Raw genomic sequence first — 21,036 nt, forward strand, 5'->3', positions numbered from 1 at the left:
ACAAAATGCCCAGAAAGAATATCTTCTTATAGAGAACTCTTTTTTAGTAACTATTCTATTTAGCACAAACAAAAAAAGGAGGAATTGTAGCACCAAAAACGGAATTGTTAGGAGCTCCTGTAAAAACCGATTACTATATTTTCCGACTTCAGCACGTATTGGTTATAAAACAGAAAAATAAAATAACAGAAAATAGAAACAGCCGAATAAAATATGGTTTCCTCATTTATTTTTGAAATCATAGCTTTTAAGTTATTTATTTACAATGGATTTAGTGTTTATAAGCTCGGGGTAAACATTACCGTATAAATGGCTTTTACTGAAGGATCATCTAAAATTCGTTTATAGTCTTCCTAATTGCCACAAGATGGTTCAACAAATTTTCTAAATGGTCCAGGTGAAGCATATTTGCACCATCACTTTTGGCATTTGCAGGGTCATAGTGCGTTTCCATAAATAAACCATCTACTCCGGTAGCAATTCCTGCCCTGGCAATAGTTTCAATCATATCTGGACGCCCACCGGTTACTCCGCTACTCTGGTTGGGCTGCTGCAGAGAATGTGTTACATCCAGAACAGTTGTTGCGTATTCCTTCATCGTTGGGATTCCTCTAAAATCCACAATCATATCGCTATAGCCAAACATCGTTCCCCTGTCCGTTACCATTACATTTTCGTTATTGCAGTCGCGGACTTTTGTAACAGCGTGTTTCATACTTTCCGGACTCATAAATTGTCCTTTTTTCAGGTTCACTGTTTTTCCGGTTTCGGCGGCGGCAACAACAAGATCTGTTTGTCTTACAAGAAAAGCCGGAATTTGCAGAATATCAACATATTCCGCAGCAAGTGCTGCATCGCTTATTTCGTGAATATCGGTTATGGTTGGAACATCAAAAGTTTCGGAGACTTTTCTTAATATTTTTAATGCTTTTTCGTCCCCAATTCCCGTGAAACTGTCTATCCTGCTTCTGTTTGCCTTTTTAAAGGAACCCTTAAAAACGTAAGGAATTTCCAGTTTGCTGGTGATTTCCACAACTCTTTCGGCTATTCTTAAAGCCATTTCTTCACCTTCAATCGCGCAGGGGCCGCAAAGCAAAAAGAAATTATTAGAGTCTGTGTTTTTTATTTTCGGGATAGTATTCAGCTTCATTTTTATAAAAATTGAGGGTAAAATTTAATCTCCAGCGCATCAGAAAATTCAGAATTCCTGGAAAAATCGATTTAAAGATTTCTGAAGCAAAGATAAAATAAATTAAACTTTCTTTCTTCTTCATTGGCAGCAGGATTGATTCTGAAAAATTTTCATTGTTTCTTATCATTTAGGGTGTAGAATTTATTGTAAATTCACAGCAGTGACCCTAATTATTAGATAATGACTATCGAGAACATGTTTCTTCCCCAGCTTCAGCATGAAGCGGTATTAACAGAAAAATTTTTCAGCCGAATCCCGCAGGATAAAATTGACTGGCGGCCTCATCCAAAATCGATGAGTTTTAAAGAACTGGCAAATCATATGGCCGAAATCCCAAGCTGGATCACGGCCACAATGGAGTTGGATGAAATGGACATGGAGGCTTATAGAGCTCCCGACTTTGATACAGTTCCGGAAATAACTAAAGCATTTAAAATTAATCTGACCCAGGCAGAAAATGCCCTGAAAAAACCAGATAAAGAATATGAAAAGACCTGGCGGATGCTAAAAAACGGAAACAAAATTATGGAAATGCAGCGTTTGGAAGTTCTAAGGGTAATGGTTCTCAATCAGCTTCCCCACCATCGGGCACAAATGGGTGTTTACTTCCGGTTATTGGATATTCCGGTGCCATCTACCTACGGTCCCTCTGCAGATGAGCGATAATTGCCAAATTTGAAGGTGGATCTGAGAGCTGTTCTGTATTCAATAAATAAATATCAAATGGGTGCTTATGAAATTAGAAATTGATGCATTCTAGAGCTTTTTTGATCCCTTTAATCCAATTTTGGGGAAAGTTTGCTTTTCTAATAGCTCAATGATTAGAATATTTTCTTTTTAGCATCAAAATATAGCGCTTTGATTTACAGTTTATTGCCTGCATTTAATGGGAATGCCGAATTTTACAATTATCTCCCTTAAGTTTGGTAAATTCCTGAAAAATAGGTGTACATTTGCAGCCTTTTAAAACAGGCTTATATGACAGCTATCAGAAATATCGCAATTATTGCACACGTTGACCATGGTAAAACTACCCTGGTTGATAAAATCATGTATCATTGTCAGCTTTTTCGCGACAACGAAAATACCGGAGATCTTATCCTGGATAATAATGACCTTGAGCGAGAGCGGGGAATTACCATTACTTCCAAGAACGTTTCGGTTACTTACAAAGAGACAAAAATTAATATTATAGATACTCCCGGTCACGCCGACTTTGGGGGAGAAGTAGAGCGTGTGTTGAACATGGCAGACGGAGTTTTGCTTTTGGTTGATGCCTTTGAAGGGCCTATGCCGCAAACTCGTTTTGTACTTCAAAAGGCGATTGACCTTGGCCTTAAGCCTTGTGTTGTAATCAACAAAGTAGATAAGGAAAACTGTACTCCCGAGGAAGTGCATGAGAAAGTTTTTGACCTTATGTTCGAACTTGGTGCCGAAGAATGGCAGCTTGATTTTCCAACCGTTTACGGTTCAGCTAAAAATAACTGGATGAGTGAAGACTGGAGAAATCAGACTGAAAATGTGGAGCCTCTTCTCGATATGGTTATAGAACATATTCCGGCTCCAAAAGTTGACCTTGAAGGATCGCCTCAAATGTTGATCACCTCCCTCGATTTCTCTTCTTTTACAGGAAGGATCGCTATCGGCCGTCTTCAGAGAGGTACGTTAAAGGAAAATCAGCAGGTTTCCCTTGTTAAAAGAGACGGAAGCATTAAAAAGACAAAAATTAAAGAATTACATACTTTTGAAGGTTTAGGCCGTAGAAAGATTGAAGAAGTACAGGCAGGCGATATTTGTGCAATTGTTGGTCTTGAAGGTTTTGAAATTGGAGATACCGTTGCTGATATCGAAAATCCTGAAGGTTTGAAGACTATTGCTATAGATGAGCCTACAATGAGTATGCTTTTTACAATTAACGATTCTCCTTTCTTTGGAAAAGACGGAAAATTTGTGACTTCCCGTCATATTAAAGACCGTTTGTTTAAGGAACTTGAGAAAAACCTTGCCCTTAGAGTTTCAGAAACGGATAGTGCCGATAAATTTATGGTATTTGGGCGTGGTGTACTCCACCTTTCAGTTTTGATCGAAACTATGCGTCGTGAAGGTTACGAGCTTCAAATTGGTCAGCCACAGGTAATTATCAAGGAAATTGATGGAGTTAAATGTGAGCCTGTTGAAGAACTGACTATCGATTTACCTGAAAATGTCTCAGGAAAAGCGGTAGAAATGGTGACGATGAGAAAGGGTGAAATGTTGAGCATGGAAGGAAAAGGTGAACGTATGGTGATCCAGTTTATTATTCCGTCCAGAGGAATTATTGGCTTGAGGAATCAGTTGCTTACAGCGACTGCCGGAGAAGCCATTATGGCGCACCGTTATAAAGAATATCAGCCGCTAAAAGGAGGTATTCCTGAAAGACAGAACGGATCCCTGGTTTCTATGGAAAAAGGAAAGGCTATTCCTTATTCTATCGATAAACTTCAGGACAGAGGTAAGTTTTTCGTAGATCCGGGAGAAGATATTTACGAAGGTCAGGTAATTGGAGAAAACTCCCGTCAGGATGATATGGCGGTAAACATTACTAAGACCAAGAAACTTTCCAACGTACGTTCTTCAGGAGCAGATGATAAAGCGAAGATTGTTCCGGCGATTAAATTTTCACTGGAAGAAGCTTTAGAATATATTCAGAAAGATGAATATGTTGAGGTTACACCAAACCATATTCGTATCAGAAAAATTTTCCTTACAGAAAATGATCGTAAGCGTAACAAAATAATGTAACTGTTACATTGCAGTAGGCCGTCAACAGAGTTTTACTTCTTGACGGCCTTTTTTATACCCAAAAATCACATGGAAATATTAGAGATTTCAGCAACAGAATGGATAGGTTACCTTTCCTCTTTTTTCGTAGCAATTTCTTTCTTTATGAAAAATATCATAAAGCTTAGAATTGTAAACAGCCTGGGTTGCATCTTATTTATTATCTACGGAAGTTTGATCGATTCGTGGCCGGTAATCATTACCAATGCTGTGATCGTTGGGGTAAATTTCTACTACCTTTTCATTAATAAGAAGGACAGACCCGTTCCTGCAGATGAAGTGAAGCCTTAACACTGTAAAAAGTTAAAAAGTGAAGAAGTGGATGAGTGAAGAAGTGAAGGAGTGAAGGAGTGAAGAAGTGAAGAAGTTTATCTTTTATTGTTCTCGAATGCGCTCGAACTGAAACCGATTCCGAACTGAAACCAGACTCCGAACTTCGAACTCCGAACTAACTATAGTCGATAATTGGCCTTTTCAGGGCACCATCTTTTTCAACTAAACGTAGAGCCTTACTTTTTTTGAATTAGTAAAATCGTACTTGTCGGGATGCTTTTTCCGTTGAAGATTTTTAAAATTTAATTCTGAATTTCCTCAATGCCGAAAACTGACATTTTTGAGGCTGCTCTTCTCTTTGGCATAGAATTCAAATGTCTCCTCGAGCAAAGTCGAGGGGTAAGTTAAAAGCAATAAACATTAATTTATAAAAAGCGGCACAATGGATTCTCGACTGCGAACTGACAAAGGTTTCTAACTGAAAGCGACTCCGAACTACAAACTGCAAACAACGAACTTACTGAAGTTGATAATTGCCATTTTAAGGACACCATTTTTTTCTAATAAACATAAACGCTAAACCGACAAAGGTACTTCGAACCACGAACTACAAACTACGAACTAATAGAATATCGATAATTACCATTTTTAGAGCCTTACTTTTTTTGAATTAGTAAAATCGTACTTGTCGGGATGCTTTTTCCGTTGAAGATTTTTAAAATTTAATTCTGAATTTCCTCAATGCCGAAAACTGCTAATTTTAGAGTATCTTTTTTTCTTCGGAATTTGTCCCCTCCAGTGTAATCGGAAAATGTTTACTATCCTGCAAGGTCTTTTTTGACCTTGTAGGTCTAACCAGAGATGGAATTATATTTCCATCACAAACCTACGAGGTTTTAAAAACCTCGCAGGATTTCGTTTTGAATTGTCACATCGAGCTTGTCGAGATGCTTTTTTAAAAACTTTGAACTCCGAACTACAAACTCCGAACTTTAAACTGTTTTCTGCACCACTTCAAAAACCCGTTGTCCGTCGCATTTCAGGGTTTTGGATGGATATTTTAGCAATAAAGCATAATCGTGTGTAGCCATTAAAATCGTATTTCCATTTTTGCTTATTTCCTGAAGTACTTCCATTACTTCAACAGAGGTTTGCGGATCAAGATTTCCGGTAGGTTCGTCGGCGAGGATTAATTCCGGATCGTTTAGAAGGGCACGTGCAATGGCAACCCTTTGCTGCTCCCCACCCGAAAGTTGATAAGGATACTTAAAACCCTTACTTTTCATGCCTACTTTGTCCAGAACTTCGTCTATTTTGCTGTCCATTCCTTTTTGGTCTTTCCAGCCCGTAGCTCTCAGTACAAAAAGAAGGTTATCTTTTATATTTCTGTCCGTAAGTAATTTAAAATCCTGGAAAACCACCCCAAGCTTTCGGCGCAAATAAGGAATTTCCTTTTCTTTCAGCGTTCGCAGGTTAAAATCCACAATATGGCCTTCTCCTTCAGTTAAAGGCAAATCCCCATAAAGCGTTTTCATAAAGCTACTTTTTCCCGTGCCTGTTTTTCCGATAAGATAAACAAAATCACCTTTGTTCACGGTCACGTCAACTTCAGAAAGGATAAGACTTTCACGCTGATAAATAGCTGCATTTTTTAATTCCAGAACAGGTTGGGACATAAATTGTAAAACTAATTAGGTTGTAAAATTATCTGTAAATATACATTTTTCAAAAAGTGGCGGTTTACTTTTTTTCATATTAACATAATTATAGTCCGCTTTCCTCGTTATAAAAAAGACTATTAAATTATCTTTGAACTTCAACCTAAAAAACTATAAATGACAACCAGTAAACCTTTCCTTTTTGTTGTTTTACTACTACTCTCATTTCAAGCCTTTTCCCAGCAAAGTGCTGCTTTTACAAATACCCTGGCCGACTTTAACCGCGCCTTGGAACTTTATAATAATCAGCAATATTTGGCAGCACAAAATCTTTTTGATGATGTAAAAGATGAAACCGAAGATGAAAAAATTGAAGCCGATGCGGCATATTATATTGCAAATGCTGCTGTAAGGCTAAATCAGCAAGGAGCAGACCGGCTTATGGAAAGGTTTGTGACACGTTATCCCACCAGTACAAAAACAAATTCTGCTTATTTAGACGTTGCCGATTATTACTTTAATACCGGTAAATATGCGCTGGCCAGAAAATGGTACGATAAAGTAGATGAAAACGCGATGAGCCGTAAGGACAGGCAGCGTTTTTACTTCAATAATGGTTACGCATATTTTCGCTCAAACGATTATGAGCAGGCGCGGACTTATCTGGAGCGAGTGAGGGATTCCAAAGAATATGGTTCCCAGGCCAAATATTACATCGGATTTATGGCTTACGAAAGCGATGATTACGAAGAAGCCAATGAAAATTTTGAACAGGTACAGGATAACGACCGCTATAGTGAAGATCTTTCGTACTTCCAGGCAGATATGAATTTTAAACTGGGCAATTTTGAAGAGGCCATTAAACTTGGACTCGAGCAATTGCCAAGTTCTAACCGACAGGAAAAATCTCAGCTTAACAAAATAATCGGGGAAAGCTATTTTAACCTTGGACAATACGAACAGGCAATTCCTTACTTAAAGGAATATCAGGGCTTGCGCGGTAAATGGAACAATACCGATTATTACCAGCTTGGGTATGCGTATTACAAACAGGGCGATTACCAAAGTGCGATTTCTGAATTCAATAAAATTATTGACGGAAATAACTCTATTGCCCAAAATGCCTATTATCATCTTGCACAATCTTATCTGAATGTTGATCAAAAACAACAGGCGCTGAATGCTTTTAAGAATGCCAGCGAAATGGAATTTGATGCAAAAATTCAGAAAGATGCCTATCTGAATTATGCTAAACTCAGTTATGAGATTGGTAACTCTTATGAGAGTCCGTCGCAGGTGTTGCTCAATTTCTTGGAAAAATATCCTGATTCAGAATCAAGGCAGGAGGTAGAAACTTTACTTGTAGATTCCTTCATCAATTCCGGAAATTATGAAGAAGCGATGCGGTTGCTGGAAAACAACAGGAATTTTGGTGATAAGCAGGCTTTTCAAAAGGTAGCTTTTTATTACGGACTCGAACTTTATGAAGAAGGAGATTATTACGAAGCACTGGAAAACTTTGAAAAAGCTTTAGCTGAACCACGTGACCCGGTGATTACGGCCAAAGCGACTTTCTGGAAAGCAGAAAGTGAATTCAATGTAAATCGTATAGATGACGCCATCATTGGTTATAAAGAATTTGGCGGAATGACGGCTGCACGCGGTACAGAAGAAATGAAAAACCTGGACTACAATTTGGGCTATGCCTACTTCAAAAAGAATGAATATGCGCAGGCCATCAACTATTTTAAAAGATATGCTGAAAATACGAGTAACGACGGGCCAAGGCGCGACGATGCTTATCTGAGGCTTGGAGATAGTTATTTCGTGAATAGCCAGTACTGGCCTGCAATGGAAGCCTACAACAGCGCAATTGCCAATAATGTGGAAAATAGTGACTATGCCGCTTTCCAAAAGGCAATCAGCTATGGGTTTGTTGACAGGAACGAAACTAAAATTGAAGAATTGAACAACTTCATGAACAAATATGCACGTTCTTCTTACCGGGATGATGCGCTGTTTGAGTTAGGGAATACCTATGTTGCCATGAACAACACTTCGCAGGGAGTCCAGTCTTACAATCGATTAATACGTGACGTCCCCGGCAGTTCTCTGGTTCCGAAGGCGATGTTGAGACAGGGATTGATCTATTACAATTCCAATGAAGGTGATAAAGCTCTGGAGCGTCTTAAAAAGGTAGTTGCAGATTATCCAAATACTCCGGAAGCTATGCAGGCAGTTTCCACAGCAAGAAATGTTTATGTTGATTTGGGAAGAACAGATGAATATGCGAGCTGGGTAAGAAATATAGATTTTGTTGAAGTTTCTGATGCAGATCTGGATAATACCTCTTACGAAGCTGCAGAAAATCAATACCTCAATAATAAAACAACACAGGCAATCAGAGGATTTGAAAATTATATTCAGGAGTTTCCTAACGGAATCCACTCGATAAATGCCAATTTTTACCTTGCTCAACTTTACTTCCGTGAAGGGAATAGAGATAAATCCATGAGCTATTACAGGTTTGTGATTAGTAAACCTAACAATGAGTTTACCGAACAGGCGCTGGCAAGGCTTTCTCAGATTTATTTGGAAAAAGGAAATTATGCTGAAGCTACTCCGTTGCTGGAAAGACTGGAAAAACAGGCAGAAGCACAGGAAAACGTGATTTTTGCGCAGTCGAATCTTATGAAATCTTACTTTGAAGAAGGCAATATCGCTAAGGCTCAGGCTTATGCAGAAAAGGTTCTTCAGAATCCCGGAGCCGAAGAGAAGGCGAAAACAGATGCGCAGGTAATCGTTGCAAGGGCGGCTATGAAAAACGGAAACGAAAGCAGGGCAAAAACTGCTTATACTGAAGTCCAAAAGACTGCTACCGGAGAACTGGCTGCCGAAGCTTTATATTATGACGCTTACTTTAAAAACAAGAGCGGAAATTATGAAGCCTCAAATGCTGCGGTACAAATTCTGGCTAAAGATTTCTCAGGATACAAGCGCTGGGGAGCAAAAGGATTGGTGTTAATGGCTAAGAATTTCGATCAGTTGGGAGATGCTTACCAGGCAACCTACATTCTGGAAAATGTGATTAAAAACTTCGGAAATCAACCTGAAGTAGTCGCTGAAGCCAAATCTGAACTGGCAAGGATCAAAGCAAAAGAATCCAAAACCAACTCTTCAGTACAAAACTAATCATACTCAATTTAATATTTAAGAAACTCCTATATGCGAATTTTCTCAATGAAGGACCGCGCTGCAAATCCAAATAGTATGACTCTAAAAACATATTCTAAATTCAGCTTAATGCTAAATACATTTAACCCATTGGCGATAATAAAAAGAAACCTGGTTTTAGGCTTGTTTTTAATCAGCGGCGTTCTTTTTGCCCAGGATCCCATTGGCAGCGAAACTGTAACGGTGGTAAAACCGTATTCGCCTTCTGTACGCGATGCTTCCAAAATACGGGAAACACCTACCCGGGCAGATTCAGTAAATACAGCAAAGAAGCCGGTTCAGTACAGCATTTTTTCAGTTCCGGTGGCTTCCACTTTTACGCCGGCCAAAGGTCGTGCGACCACTGTGGAAAGGGAAAGACCACCAAAGGTTTTTGACAACTATGCCACTCTTGGTTTCGGAAATTACTCTAATGTTTTAGCCGAATTCTATAGCAACCTGGAAGTAAACCGTACCGATAACTTCGGAATTTTTCTTAACCATAATTCCTCGCAGGGTGGGATAGAAGGAGTTCGCCTGGATGACCAGTTTTATGATACTGAGCTTAATTTAAGCTACACACGCCGGGATCGCGATCTGTCCTGGAAGACAGAAGTAGGAGGGCAGCACCAGCTTTTTAACTGGTATGGGCTGCCGGAAAATCCTGCACTTTCCAATGATCAGGTAATGGATATTGATCCAACACAAAATTACTTTTCAGTTTATGCAGGTGGTGAAATAGACCTTTATGATTCCTTTTTTGATAAAGCAAAAGCAAAATTCAGACATTCAGGAGATTCTTACAGCTCTTCAGAAAATCATTTTGATGCCAAAGGAACGTTTGAAGTAAATATTGCCGGAGAACTTATTACTTCAGACATTACCGCAGATATCGTAAATGGGCAATTTGAAGAGGCCGCTTTGGATGGTACCGCGCAGGATTACACTTTTATGAATTTCGGCTTTAGTCCGAGTTTATTGGTGCTTCGGGATGATCTTACTCTAAATTTAGGAATTGGACTTTTCTACAGTCTTGATCCCGAAAACAGCGACAATAATTTTTATCTGTATCCACAGATTACGGGTAGTTACAGACTTTCAGATCTTTTAACTGCCTATGCAGGGATTGAAGGAGATCTTGAGCAAAATACCTACTACGATTTCTTCCAGGAAAACCCTTATGTATCCCCGGGTTTGGCGATCCAGCCAACAGAGACCGAATATGATGCTTACGTAGGAGCAAAAGGAAGGTTAACCACTTTTCTGGGTTACAATGCACGAGCCGGATATGCTTCTGAGTTCAACAAAGCTTTGTTCCGAAGAAATCCGACAGGACCTCTCGCTTCTATAGAAAATTATGGCTACGGAAACTCTTTCCAGGTCGTTTATGATGATGTAAATACATTTTCATTCTTTGGAGAACTGAATGTTGATGTGAACAGGAATTTTCATCTTTCCCTGAATGCAGAATATCTTGGATATTCTACCGATGAAGAAGCAGAAGCATGGAATTTGCCAAATGTGAAGGCTTCTCTTAATGCCGATTATCAGATTACTGAAAAATGGTATGCAGGTGGAAATATCTTCTTTAGAGGCGAACGTCAGGATTTGACAATTATCGACAACACGCCGGTAGACGGTTCTTTACTTGAAGAAATTGTAACGCTGGACGCCTATTTTGATCTGAATGCCCACCTGGGTTATCGTTTTAATGAGCAACTTTCAGCTTTTGTAAGAGGAAATAACCTGCTGAACAACGATTATGAACGCTGGACGAACTTTCAGGTTCAGGGATTACAGGTTTTGGCCGGGGCAACTTATAAATTCGATTTCTAGAAGAAAAATCACGATTTTATAGAATTAATTGTAAAAGCACCTTCCGGGGTGCTTTTTTAATGGTAAGGCTATTTTGCCAATTTTCGGCCTGTACTGCTTAAGTCATTGCTTTTCAGAAAATTGTTATCTTAATTAAATTCCATTACTTAACAATTAGTAAACATTGGGAACTTAAAATTAAGTTAATATTGCACCCGTAAAAACAAAAATTAAATCCGAATTAAAAAGTAATCTAAAATTCTAAATGGCAAAGAAATTCAGGCGGATTAACCGCGATCGACCCTACTTAAATATCCTCGATTTCTTAGTGCAGGAAAAGACTTTCCTGGCAATTATTATAATCGGGATTATAATGGCCGGAATTTTCACTGGTAACACCCGGGCCGCGATGTGGCTGGGCTTCTTTTTTGCAGCTTATGCAACTGTGGCAAACGATAGTATCCAGTCCCTTGGAACTTTTATTGAAAGTAATAAAGGAAAGCAATGGTGGGTTCTGTGGCTTTATGTTGGCACTATTTTTCTGGGGGTAGTTACCTGGAGCTGGTTTCAGTACGACGGAGATGTGACATTTCAGCGGCTTACCAAACCCGATGGAAGTACGCCATATCCTCATCCTGAGCAGTTTAGTTTCTTCCAGATTATAGCTCCGTTAATCTTATTGATTTTGACGAGGTTACGGATGCCAGTTTCCACGACTTTCCTTATTCTAAGCGTTTTTAGTGCAGATACTTCGGGAATTACCTCTGTGGTATGGAAAAGCTGGACCGGTTATATAATGGCGTTTGTACTGTCATTTTTGGTGTGGTACCTATCTTATAACTTTATTAGGAAATACTTTAAAAGCCGGAAGTTCAATAATAGCTGGACGATTGCACAATGGATTGTAAGCGGTACACTTTGGGGCGTATGGGTGATGCAGGACGGCGCCAATATTGCGGTATTCCTGCCGCGGCAGCTGGATGTATTTCAGTTTGCTATTTTCTCCACCACCATATTTTTAGGTCTTGGTCTTTTATTTTACCTGCGGGGTGATAAAATTCAGCAGGTGGTAAGTGAGAAAACCAGGATTTCTGATATCCGGGCGGCTACGCTGGTAGATTTAATTTATGTTGTCATGCTTATTTACAAACTTTTTATAAGTACTGTTCCTATGAGTACAACATGGGTTTTCCTTGGGGTGATTGGAGGACGCGAAATTGCTATTAGCCTTGCACGTAAAAAGAAAGGAAAAAAGCACCGCAAAAAAGCCGGAGTAATGATTTTCAAAGATTTCTCTTATGCGATGATTGGGCTTTTTGTATCAGTTGCATTGGCCGCAGCTGCAAATCCAGATATTCGTACAGCTCTTTGGGAGGGAATGGGATTTTAAGCTTCCGACTATTTTAAACTAGTAAACGAATATATAATTCTGAAAATACGCCCTTCATCGGGCGTATTTTTTATTTTTACACAAAACGAATAAATGAAAAAGATTTTAATCATGTTGATTCTTGCGGTAATTTCTACTGCATGTTCAGAAGAAAAAGAATCAGCAGACCTGTTGGTTTTTAATGCTGAAGTATATACTGTAGATAATAACTTCAGTAAAGCAGAAGCGTTTGTAGTGAGGGATGGAAAGTTCCTGGCGATTGGTTCTTCCGAAGAACTTCGGGAGAAATTTAAGTACGCAGAGACTTTTAATGCTGAAGGAAAAGCTGTTTTCCCGGGATTTATTGATGCTCATGCGCATTTCTACAGACTGGGACTTCAGCAAAACCGGGTAGATCTTACAGGAACTGAAAGTTTTGAAGAGGTAATTACAAGAATTGTAGAGTTTCAGCAGAAAACCGGATCAGATTTTATAACCGGAAGAGGCTGGGATCAGAACGACTGGAAGGAGAAGGAATTTCCTGTAAAGGATACCCTGGACAGGCTGTTTCCCGATACTCCCATAGCGATAACAAGAATAGACGGTCATGCACTACTCGCTAATCAGGCTGCTCTGGATGCTGCCGGAATTACTACAGAAACTCCTTTTGAAGGGGGCGATATTGAGCAAAAAAACGGCAGGCTTACCGGGATAATTGTAGATAATCCAATGAGCCTTGTTACCGATGCTCAACCAGAACCGACCACAGAAGAACAAACTGCAGCTTTGCTGGCAGCACAGAACATATGCTTTGAATATGGCCTTACCACAGTAGACGATGCCGGAATCGACAAAAGCACGATAGAATTAATAGATAAACTTCAGGAACAGGGTGATTTGAAGATCCGTATTTATGCAATGATCAGCAATACCGAAGAGAACCTAGACTTTTTCTTAAAGAAAGGACTATATAAAACTGAGCGATTAAATGTGCGGTCGTTTAAATTTTATGGAGATGGTGCTTTAGGATCGAGGGGAGCTGCTTTAAAAGAAGAATATACCGACAGGCCGGCACACTTTGGTGCGTTGCTTTCCCCAATTGAAGATTTTGAGGAGACGGCAAGAAAGATAGCAGATTCAGAATTTCAGCTAAATACTCATGCTATTGGCGATTCAGCGAATTCTCTTGTATTGAATACCTATGCTGATTTGCTAAGTGAGAGCGAAGACAGGCGATGGCGGGTTGAACATTCGCAGGTAATCGATGAAGAAGATTTTGAATATTTCAGTAAAAATATAATTCCGTCTGTACAGCCAACACATGCTACCAGTGATATGTACTGGGCTGAAGAGCGATTGGGTGAAGAACGTCTTGAAGGAGCTTATGCTTATAAAAAATTGCTGGACCAGGCTGGAATAATTGCTTTGGGAACAGATTTTCCGGTAGAAGAGGTAAGTCCATTTCTTACTTTTTATGCTGCTGTAACACGTCAGGATACTGAAAATTATCCGGAAGGAGGATTTATGGCGAATGAGGCACTTTCCCGGGAAGAAACTTTGCGGGGAATGACTATTTGGGCGGCTTTCAGTAATTTTGAAGAAGATGAAAAAGGCAGTATTGAAAAAGGTAAATTTGCAGATTTTATAGTTTTGGATCAGGATATTATGAAGGTGGAAGCTGAAAAAATTCCGGAAATAAAGGTGCTTGGAACCTATGTAAACGGGGAGAGGGTGTATTAGTAATTTAACGTACTTAAATATTTTCGCTGTGAAAAAACATTTCAGATGAGTTTGAAGGCTGTTTTTCATTCAACCTTTAACCTTAATATTTTATTTCGGTATCTTTGCAATTCAATAAAAAAACAGAAGAAATGGATAATGGTTTATATGCTAAGTTTCACACTTCAAAAGGTGAAATTTTAGTCAATTTAGAATTTGAGAAGACTCCTGGAACAGTTGGAAACTTTGTTGGTCTGGCTGAAGGAAACATAGAAAATGATGCTTTTCCTCAGGGAAAACCTTACTACGACGGATTAAAGTTTCACCGTGTGATTCCAGATTTTATGGTGCAGGGTGGAGATCCGCAAGGGACAGGTTCCGGAGGGCCGGGATATCAGTTTGAAGACGAAATACATCCCGATCTTAAACATGACTCACCGGGAACACTTTCTATGGCCAATGCCGGCCCGGGAACCAACGGAAGTCAGTTTTTTATCACTCATGGCGCAACTTCATGGCTGGACGGGAAACATACTGTTTTTGGAAATGTAGTGGAAGGACAGGAAGTTGTCGATAAAATTTCCCAGGGAGATAAGATCGAAAAACTGGAAATTATAAGAGAAGGAGAAGCTGCTAGAAATTTTAATGCCGTAGAATCTTTCAGACAATTTAACGGAGCAAAAGCAGAACGTGAAGCGGCTGCAAAAAAGCAGCAGGAAGAACTTTTAGGTGAGATTTCACAGGGTTTTGAAAAAACTGATAGCGGATTAAGGTATAAAATCGAGAAAAAAGGAAACGGCGCAAAAGCTGAAAAAGGAAAGACTGTTTCTGTACACTATAAAGGAATGCTTACCGATGGGACCGTTTTCGATTCTTCTTATAAAAGGAAAGAACCAATCGAATTTCCTATTGGACAGGGCCACGTGATCAAAGGCTGGGACGAGGGTATCCAGATGCTACAGGTTGGTGATCAGGCAAGGTTTGTAATTCCTTCGCATCTTGGCTACGGAGAACGTGGAGCAGGAGGAGTGATTCCACCAAATGCTGCTTTGGTATTTGATGTAGAACTTATGGATGTGAAATAGCTGAATTTGATGCGTGCCGAAAAATGGCAAATATCGAACTGCAGTTTATTATAATAACCAAAAATTTTGAAGATAAAACGTGCTGATTTTTTCAGCACGTTTTTTTATCTTTAAGAATGACTTCAGAGCAACTGGAATTATTAAAATATCCTATCGGAAAAATGTATTTTCCGGAGTGCCGTCCTGAAAATTATATTCAGGATTGGATAGGAGACATCGCAGCCTGTCCTGAAGTGCTTCAAAACCTGGTAAAAGATCTGGAAGACGATCAACTCGATACGACCTACCGACCGGGCGGCTGGACTATAAGACAATTGGTGCATCACATGGCAGATAGCCACAGTCATGCGTATATTCGGTTTAAATGGGCTTTAACAGAGGATAATCCGTTGATAAAGGCGTATGATGAAAAGGCTTATGCTGCACTTTTTGACAGCAAAGAAGCTCCGGTAGCCCTTTCTCTGGATCATTTAAAAGCCCTGCACGCAAGATGGGTATTTTTACTTGAAGGAATGCAGGAAACTGATTTTCAAAGAACCTTTCGCCATCCTGAGAGCAAGAAAGAAGTTCGTCTTCTAATTTGTCTTGCAATGTATTCCTGGCACTGCCGCCATCATTGTGCGCATATCGAGCACCTCATGAAAAGAAGGGATTGGTTATAAAAAAAGGCTGCATAAAATTTTTTATGCAGCCTTTTCTCATTTAAACTCTGTTATTCTTTATTTCGCGTCCGGTTGCGGAGTCATTCTTAGGTAAGGTTTTACCTCTTTAAATCCTTTTGGGAAAATGTTTTTGGCATCTTCGCTGGAAATGGCAGGACTTATTACAACATCTTCTCCACTTTTCCAGTTTGCGGGTGTTGCTACTTTATGATTTGCCGTTAATTGTAAGGAATCAATTACCCGTAACAACTCGTCGAAATTTCTTCCGGTACTTGCAGGATAAGTAATCATTAGCTTGATTGTTTTATCCGGGTCTATAATGAAAACAGATCTTACCGTAAGAGTGTTATCTGCTTTTGGATGTATCATACCATATAAATTGGCAATTGTCCTGTCTTCATCGGCGATAATTGGGAAATTTACAGTAGTATCCTGCGTGCTGTTAATGTCTTCTATCCAGCCTTTATGAGACTCTACTCCGTCTACACTTAAAGCCATGACTTTTACATCACGCTTCTCAAATTTCTCTTTATACTTTGCCGTAACTCCAAGTTCTGTAGTACAAACCGGTGTATAGTCTGCAGGGTGGGAGAATAATATTCCCCATCCATCTCCCAGAAAGTCATAAAAGTTAATTTTACCTTCAGATGTTTCTGCATCAAAATTTGGTGCTTTGTCTCCTAATTTTAAGTCGCTCATATCTATATCTCTTTTAGTGTTGAAGTAATAAAATTAAACAAAAATAAACTGGAAAACCTAGTAAACCGATAGGAATTAACTGAAACTAAATAAGTCTTTTCTATTTGTGACCAGTAAATTATTCTTTCCATTTAATATTACAACCAATACTGGGCTTCTGAGACAGAGAAACTTTTCGGTTATTTAACACAGCATCCATAGCTTCCCGAAGATCCCGTCCGTTTACCGGAATCCCGTTTCCGGGTCTGGAATTATCAAGTTGACCTCTGTAAATAAGCTTTAGTTCATCATTAAATAAAAAGAAATCAGGTGTACATGCTGCTTTGTACGCCCTCGCCACTTCCTGTGTATTATCGTACAAGTAAGGGAAAGAATATTGTTCTTTCATGGCGTGTTCTTTCATTAGAACCGGGTGATCCTGTGGATACTTCTCAACATCGTTGCTCATAATTCCCGCAAATCCGAATCCTGCCTGTCGGTAGTCGTTTGCCAGGCGCACTATTTCATCATTTACATGCTTAACGAACGGACAATGATTGCAAATAAACATAATTACTGTTCCTTTTTCGCCCTTGACGTCGTTTAGTGCGTAAAAATGATCTGTGATGCTATCCTGAAGACGAAAAGACGGTGCCTTAGTACCCAATGGCAACATATTGGAAGGTGTTTGTGACATTTTTTGTTTAAAGTTACGAATAGATACCGAAATTTGGCAGTTTTCAGTAATTTCAGGTTGTAAAAGTAACAGATATGGAGCTGTCGTGGAAGGATTTTGAAAAAGTGGAAATGCGTGTGGGAACAATCGTGGAAGTTAACGACTTTCCGAAAGCCAGAAAACCCGCTTATCAGTTAAAAATAGATTTTGGAGAACAAATAGGCTTTAGAAAATCTTCTGCGCAAATAACCGCCCGCTATAACATTGATGATCTCAAGGGAAAACAGGTTGTTGCTGTGGTTAATTTTCCGAAGAAACAGATTGCAAACTTTATGAGTGAATGCCTGGTGCTGGGAGCGGTGGGAGAGGACGATGATATTGTTCTATTAGAGCCTGGTCTTAAAGTAGCAAACGGCTTAAGAGTGGAATAATAGTCTCAGTACCCAACTAATATTTGACCAACTCCCTACGACAGATAATCGTTTTTGTTGTTAGTCGTTCTTGCTTTCAAAATTTAATAGCTAAAGCTTACTCTTTTTAGAAAAGTCGTGATACAGAATATCCGTTGTAATTGTGCGTTTATATCCTTTTTTGGTAAGTCCTTGTAATAATTTTTTGTCACCAGTCCATGAGTCAGCTTTTAAATAGTCTGAAAATGCTACAAATATAGAGTCATCAACATCAATATCTTTACAGATTTCAGTTGGTTTATTAAAATTTTTGATTGGAAGGATTGAATGATCAAGAATTGTAATTTTTTCAATATCAACTCATAAACTTCAAAAAAATCATCATTGTTTAATTTGGCTATTTTTTGAATTTTTTTCTGATGTTCAAGAATTTCAGTCCGAACATATTTTGGTGCGTAAAAATCATAATTCTTTTTACCACTAATCAAAATCTGACCAATCCGGCTATTTATATTTAGTAAGGCGCTAAAAATGATATTAGAATCAACAATTATTTTAATCATCTAATCCAATCTCTTTTCTTATTTTTTCTAATCTTCCTTTTTTAGCGTCTTTTAATAAATCATTAAGATCTTCTTCTGTAGCTTTTGATTTTAATGTCAGTTCTTCATATCTTAAATAATCGAGAATAGATTGAATTTTCGACACTTTCGTTCCTGCGGAAAATCTTACTACAATTTCGTTATTTTGGCGTTCAACTCTCATCTTTTATTTCAAATTTAAAGATTATTTCGTCATCTAAACTAAGATTAGTATTTAATAGTCGAAAACCTGGAAAGCCATAGGATTTTCTTCTGACAAAACAGCATAAAAAAACCGCCCTCGAGTAAAGGGCGGTTAAAATTTTGAAGATGTAGTTTTTCTAGATATCGTCAAAACTTACATCTGTAAAAGCCTTTGGAGAGGTAGCTGCAGCAGCCGGTACACCGTTGGTTTCTTCCTGCTCCTCAGGTTTAAAATTCTTCTGATGGCGCTCACTAATTACCTCTTCACCTTTTTCATCAAGAATGTAATCTGTCATTTCCTGAAGAATTTCATTAAATCCTGCGAAATCTTCTTTGTACAAGTAAATCTTATGTTTCTTGTAATAAAAGGAACCATCATCGTTAGTAAATTTTTTACTTTCTGTGATGGTTAGGTAGTAATCATCAGCCCTGGTAGCCCTTACATCAAAAAAATAAGTTCTTCTTCCGGCTCTTAGCACTTTAGAGAATATTTCCTCTTTCTCCATCGTTCCCTTGTCGCTCATAAATAAATGCTTTAGTTGGTTTTTATTTGCTCTTCAAAAATCTAAAAATTATTAACATTTAGCAAAGAATTTTCACATTTCTTTTTCATTTAACTGTTTTGCATAGAGCTCTTTATAATATCCTGATTGGTTTATTAATTGGGAATGAGTACCTTGTTGTACTATTCGCCCGTCTTCCAGGATGATTATCTTGTCTGCATTTTTAGCTGAAGAGATCCTGTGGCTAATAATAATTGTAGTTTTCTCTTTGGAAATTTTGAAAAGGTTATTCAGGATTTCTTCTTCAGTTTCTGTATCTACAGCTGAAAGACAGTCGTCAAAAAGCAAAATTTCGGGGTCATGAATTATCGCCCTTGCAATGGAAACCCGTTGTTTTTGTCCACCGGAAAGGGTTATTCCCCGTTCTCCAAGTACGGTGTCATATCCTTTGCTGAAGTTTTTGATGTTTTTATGGACAGAAGCATTTCTGGCAGCTTCATATATTTCCTCATCGTTGGCATCCGTTTTACCAAATTTTATATTGTTACGAATAGAGTCACTGAATAGAAAAGCATCCTGGGGCACATAACCTATACTTTTTCTTAGGCTCTCCAGATTTAAATCCTGAATACTTTCTCCATCAATAGTTATTTCGCCTTCCTCTACATCATAAAGACGGCCAATAAGTTCCAAAATTGTTGATTTTCCGGCACCTGTTTTTCCAATGATGGCCAAAGTTTCTCCATTTTCAACTTCAAAGGAGATATTCTTTAAAGCTGTAATATTTGTATCGTCGTAAGTAAAACTTACATTTTTAAATGCAATAGCTCCTTTTATATTATCGGGAGTATTTTTCCTATTTGTAATTTCCGGTTTTTGGTCTAGGAATTCATTAATTCTTTCCTGGGAAGCCGAGGCCTGTTGCACCAGGGAAGTTACCCATCCTATAGAAGCTACAGGCCATGTAAGCATATTCACATAAAGCAGGAATTCTACAATTACTCCAAGGTTTTCAATTTCTCCATTGAGATATTTTCTTCCGCCTATATAAATTACGAGGATATTACTTATACCGATAAGCAGGACCATAAGCGGAAAGAAGAATGCCTGAACCTTTACAAGATCAAGATTTTTATCCCGGTTCCCGTTGGAAAGTTCTTCAAAGTTACGGTTGGTATGTTGCTCCATTCCGTAAGATTTTATCACCGCAATTCCGCTGAAACTTTCCTGAGTAAAGGTATTTAACCTGGATAAATACTGTTGTACCACAGTACTACGTTTATGAATGGCAACACTTAATTTATAAATGGCAAAGGACAGCACCGGTAGAGGAATAACGGTATAGAGCGTAAGTTCTGGCGCAGCATCTATCATATAGATTAAAACCACCACAGTAGAGGTAAAAGTAGTTACACTGTACATAATAGCCGGGCCCAGATACATCCGCACTTTGGAAACATCCTCGCTAATCCTGTTCATTAAATCGCCGGTACGGTTTTTCTTATAGAAATTAAGGGAAAGATCCTGATAGTGACGGTACACTTCGTTTTTAAGATCAAACTCCATGTGACGTGAAACTACAATGAATGTTTGTCTCATCAGGAATGTGAAAAATGCAGAAATAAGAGTAGCACCCACGATGATCATGATGTTGTAGGCAAGTTCACTGCGAACCACAGAAATATCAGTAATATTTCCTTTTATATAATCCTCAATAACATTGGTAGAATCGCCAATTAAAGGAATATAATAAATGGCAAATATTCGTGCGGCTATAGTGATAATGAGTCCGCTAAGAAGTTTCCATTTATATTTATAGAAATATTTATTAAGATGTTTTAAATGCTTCATTAAGCCTGGAGGTTCAGTGATCCAATTTATTAAAAGTTACTCCTTCAATTTCAGAACCAGTCGGTTTATATGTGTTTGCCTTACCGAAAAAGAACATGAAAAAGATGCATCCGGTTTTTGGGACAACATATTTTAAGTCGTATACAATTTTCGGGTGCAAAGATAAGGGATTATAAGTAGATATGAGTATACGCGTTCGTGTTTTACTGCCACTGATCTACGCTGATCACGCTTGAGTTATAAAGAAATTTGAGAATTAGTTGAATGAGATTTGGAGTACCAATAAGTTTGAATAAGAAAAAATCTATTTTGCAGTAGTCAGTTTTA

17 protein-coding genes and 1 pseudogene are annotated in these 21,036 nt (G+C 38.5%); 10 read left to right on the forward strand and 8 right to left on the reverse strand.

The annotated features are described in order from the left end of the window. Positions 1-331 precede the first annotated feature (331 nt). On the reverse strand, positions 332-1,150 hold the full coding sequence (gene kdsA, locus RM545_RS06580; protein WP_311494524.1) for a 3-deoxy-8-phosphooctulonate synthase: 819 nt from the start codon (positions 1,148-1,150) through the stop codon (positions 332-334). Between the two features lie 222 nt (positions 1,151-1,372). Here kdsA and RM545_RS06585 point away from each other — a divergent pair, with 222 nt between their 5' ends. The 3 genes from RM545_RS06585 to RM545_RS06595 all read left to right on the forward strand — a co-directional run bounded on the left by RM545_RS06585 (position 1,373) and on the right by RM545_RS06595 (position 4,303). Then, positions 1,373-1,858: a DinB family protein gene (locus tag RM545_RS06585; RefSeq protein ID WP_311494525.1), complete on the forward strand. Its 486-nt coding sequence runs from the start codon at positions 1,373-1,375 to the stop codon at positions 1,856-1,858. A gap of 312 nt (positions 1,859-2,170) precedes the next feature. After that, positions 2,171-3,973: a translational GTPase TypA gene (gene typA, locus RM545_RS06590; protein ID WP_311494526.1), complete on the forward strand. Its 1,803-nt coding sequence runs from the start codon at positions 2,171-2,173 to the stop codon at positions 3,971-3,973. A gap of 69 nt (positions 3,974-4,042) precedes the next feature. Then, positions 4,043-4,303 (forward strand): YgjV family protein, encoded by a 261-nt coding sequence (locus RM545_RS06595; protein WP_432264575.1) that lies wholly within the window; start codon positions 4,043-4,045, stop codon positions 4,301-4,303. 974 nt (positions 4,304-5,277) lie between these two features. Here RM545_RS06595 and RM545_RS06600 read toward each other — a convergent pair. After that, positions 5,278-5,961 (reverse strand): cell division ATP-binding protein FtsE, encoded by a 684-nt coding sequence (locus tag RM545_RS06600; protein WP_311494528.1) that lies wholly within the window; start codon positions 5,959-5,961, stop codon positions 5,278-5,280. 159 nt (positions 5,962-6,120) lie between these two features. Here RM545_RS06600 and RM545_RS06605 point away from each other — a divergent pair, with 159 nt between their 5' ends. The 6 genes from RM545_RS06605 to RM545_RS06630 all read left to right on the forward strand — a co-directional run bounded on the left by RM545_RS06605 (position 6,121) and on the right by RM545_RS06630 (position 15,806). Further along, entirely contained in the window at positions 6,121-9,135 is a 3,015-nt protein-coding gene (locus tag RM545_RS06605; protein WP_311494529.1) for a tetratricopeptide repeat protein, read from the forward strand. Between the two features lie 111 nt (positions 9,136-9,246). Beyond that, positions 9,247-10,992, forward strand: a complete 1,746-nt coding sequence (locus RM545_RS06610) for a porin family protein (protein ID WP_311494530.1) — start codon at positions 9,247-9,249, stop codon at positions 10,990-10,992. Positions 10,993-11,236: 244 nt separating this feature from the next. Then, complete coding sequence (locus tag RM545_RS06615; RefSeq protein ID WP_311494531.1) at positions 11,237-12,361, forward strand: hypothetical protein; 1,125 nt, start codon at positions 11,237-11,239, stop codon at positions 12,359-12,361. A 93-nt stretch (positions 12,362-12,454) separates the two neighbouring features. After that, a complete protein-coding gene (locus tag RM545_RS06620; RefSeq protein WP_311494532.1) occupies positions 12,455-14,080 on the forward strand; it encodes an amidohydrolase in 1,626 nt (541 codons plus the stop codon). A 131-nt stretch (positions 14,081-14,211) separates the two neighbouring features. Next, positions 14,212-15,144 (forward strand): peptidylprolyl isomerase, encoded by a 933-nt coding sequence (locus RM545_RS06625; protein WP_311494533.1) that lies wholly within the window; start codon positions 14,212-14,214, stop codon positions 15,142-15,144. A gap of 116 nt (positions 15,145-15,260) precedes the next feature. Continuing rightward, positions 15,261-15,806 carry a YfiT family bacillithiol transferase gene (locus tag RM545_RS06630; RefSeq protein WP_311494534.1) on the forward strand — a complete coding sequence of 182 codons (546 nt, stop codon included), beginning with the start codon at positions 15,261-15,263 and terminating at the stop codon, positions 15,804-15,806. A gap of 57 nt (positions 15,807-15,863) precedes the next feature. Here the strand turns inward: RM545_RS06630 and RM545_RS06635 are convergent, their stop codons facing one another. Both RM545_RS06635 and RM545_RS06640 read right to left on the reverse strand, forming a co-directional pair. After that, a complete protein-coding gene (locus tag RM545_RS06635) occupies positions 15,864-16,505 on the reverse strand; it encodes a peroxiredoxin (RefSeq protein WP_311494535.1) in 642 nt (213 codons plus the stop codon). Between the two features lie 118 nt (positions 16,506-16,623). Next, the gene (locus RM545_RS06640) at positions 16,624-17,181 is read right to left on the reverse strand and encodes a thioredoxin family protein (protein ID WP_311494536.1); all 558 of its coding nucleotides are present in this window, start codon (positions 17,179-17,181) and stop codon (positions 16,624-16,626) included. A 74-nt stretch (positions 17,182-17,255) separates the two neighbouring features. On the opposite strand from RM545_RS06640, the gene RM545_RS06645 reads away from it, so the two are divergent. Continuing rightward, on the forward strand, positions 17,256-17,591 hold the full coding sequence (locus tag RM545_RS06645) for a tRNA-binding protein (protein WP_311494537.1): 336 nt from the start codon (positions 17,256-17,258) through the stop codon (positions 17,589-17,591). A 90-nt stretch (positions 17,592-17,681) separates the two neighbouring features. On the opposite strand, the pseudogene RM545_RS06650 reads toward RM545_RS06645, so the two are convergent. The 4 genes and pseudogenes from RM545_RS06650 to RM545_RS06665 all read right to left on the reverse strand — a co-directional run bounded on the left by RM545_RS06650 (position 17,682) and on the right by RM545_RS06665 (position 20,709). Further along, positions 17,682-18,133, reverse strand: a pseudogene (locus RM545_RS06650) (PIN domain-containing protein). Beyond that, positions 18,126-18,335: a hypothetical protein gene (locus RM545_RS06655; RefSeq protein ID WP_311494539.1), complete on the reverse strand. Its 210-nt coding sequence runs from the start codon at positions 18,333-18,335 to the stop codon at positions 18,126-18,128. Before RM545_RS06655 ends, RM545_RS06650 begins: the two are co-directional and overlap by 8 nt. A gap of 157 nt (positions 18,336-18,492) precedes the next feature. Next, positions 18,493-18,879 (reverse strand): PUR family DNA/RNA-binding protein, encoded by a 387-nt coding sequence (locus RM545_RS06660; RefSeq protein ID WP_311494540.1) that lies wholly within the window; start codon positions 18,877-18,879, stop codon positions 18,493-18,495. 72 nt (positions 18,880-18,951) lie between these two features. After that, the gene (locus RM545_RS06665; RefSeq protein WP_311494541.1) at positions 18,952-20,709 is read right to left on the reverse strand and encodes an ABC transporter ATP-binding protein; all 1,758 of its coding nucleotides are present in this window, start codon (positions 20,707-20,709) and stop codon (positions 18,952-18,954) included. Between the last annotated feature and the right edge of the window lie 327 nt (positions 20,710-21,036).

It is taken from the genome of Autumnicola lenta, assembly GCF_031846515.1.
Lineage (GTDB): Bacteria > Bacteroidota > Bacteroidia > Flavobacteriales > Flavobacteriaceae > Autumnicola > Autumnicola lenta.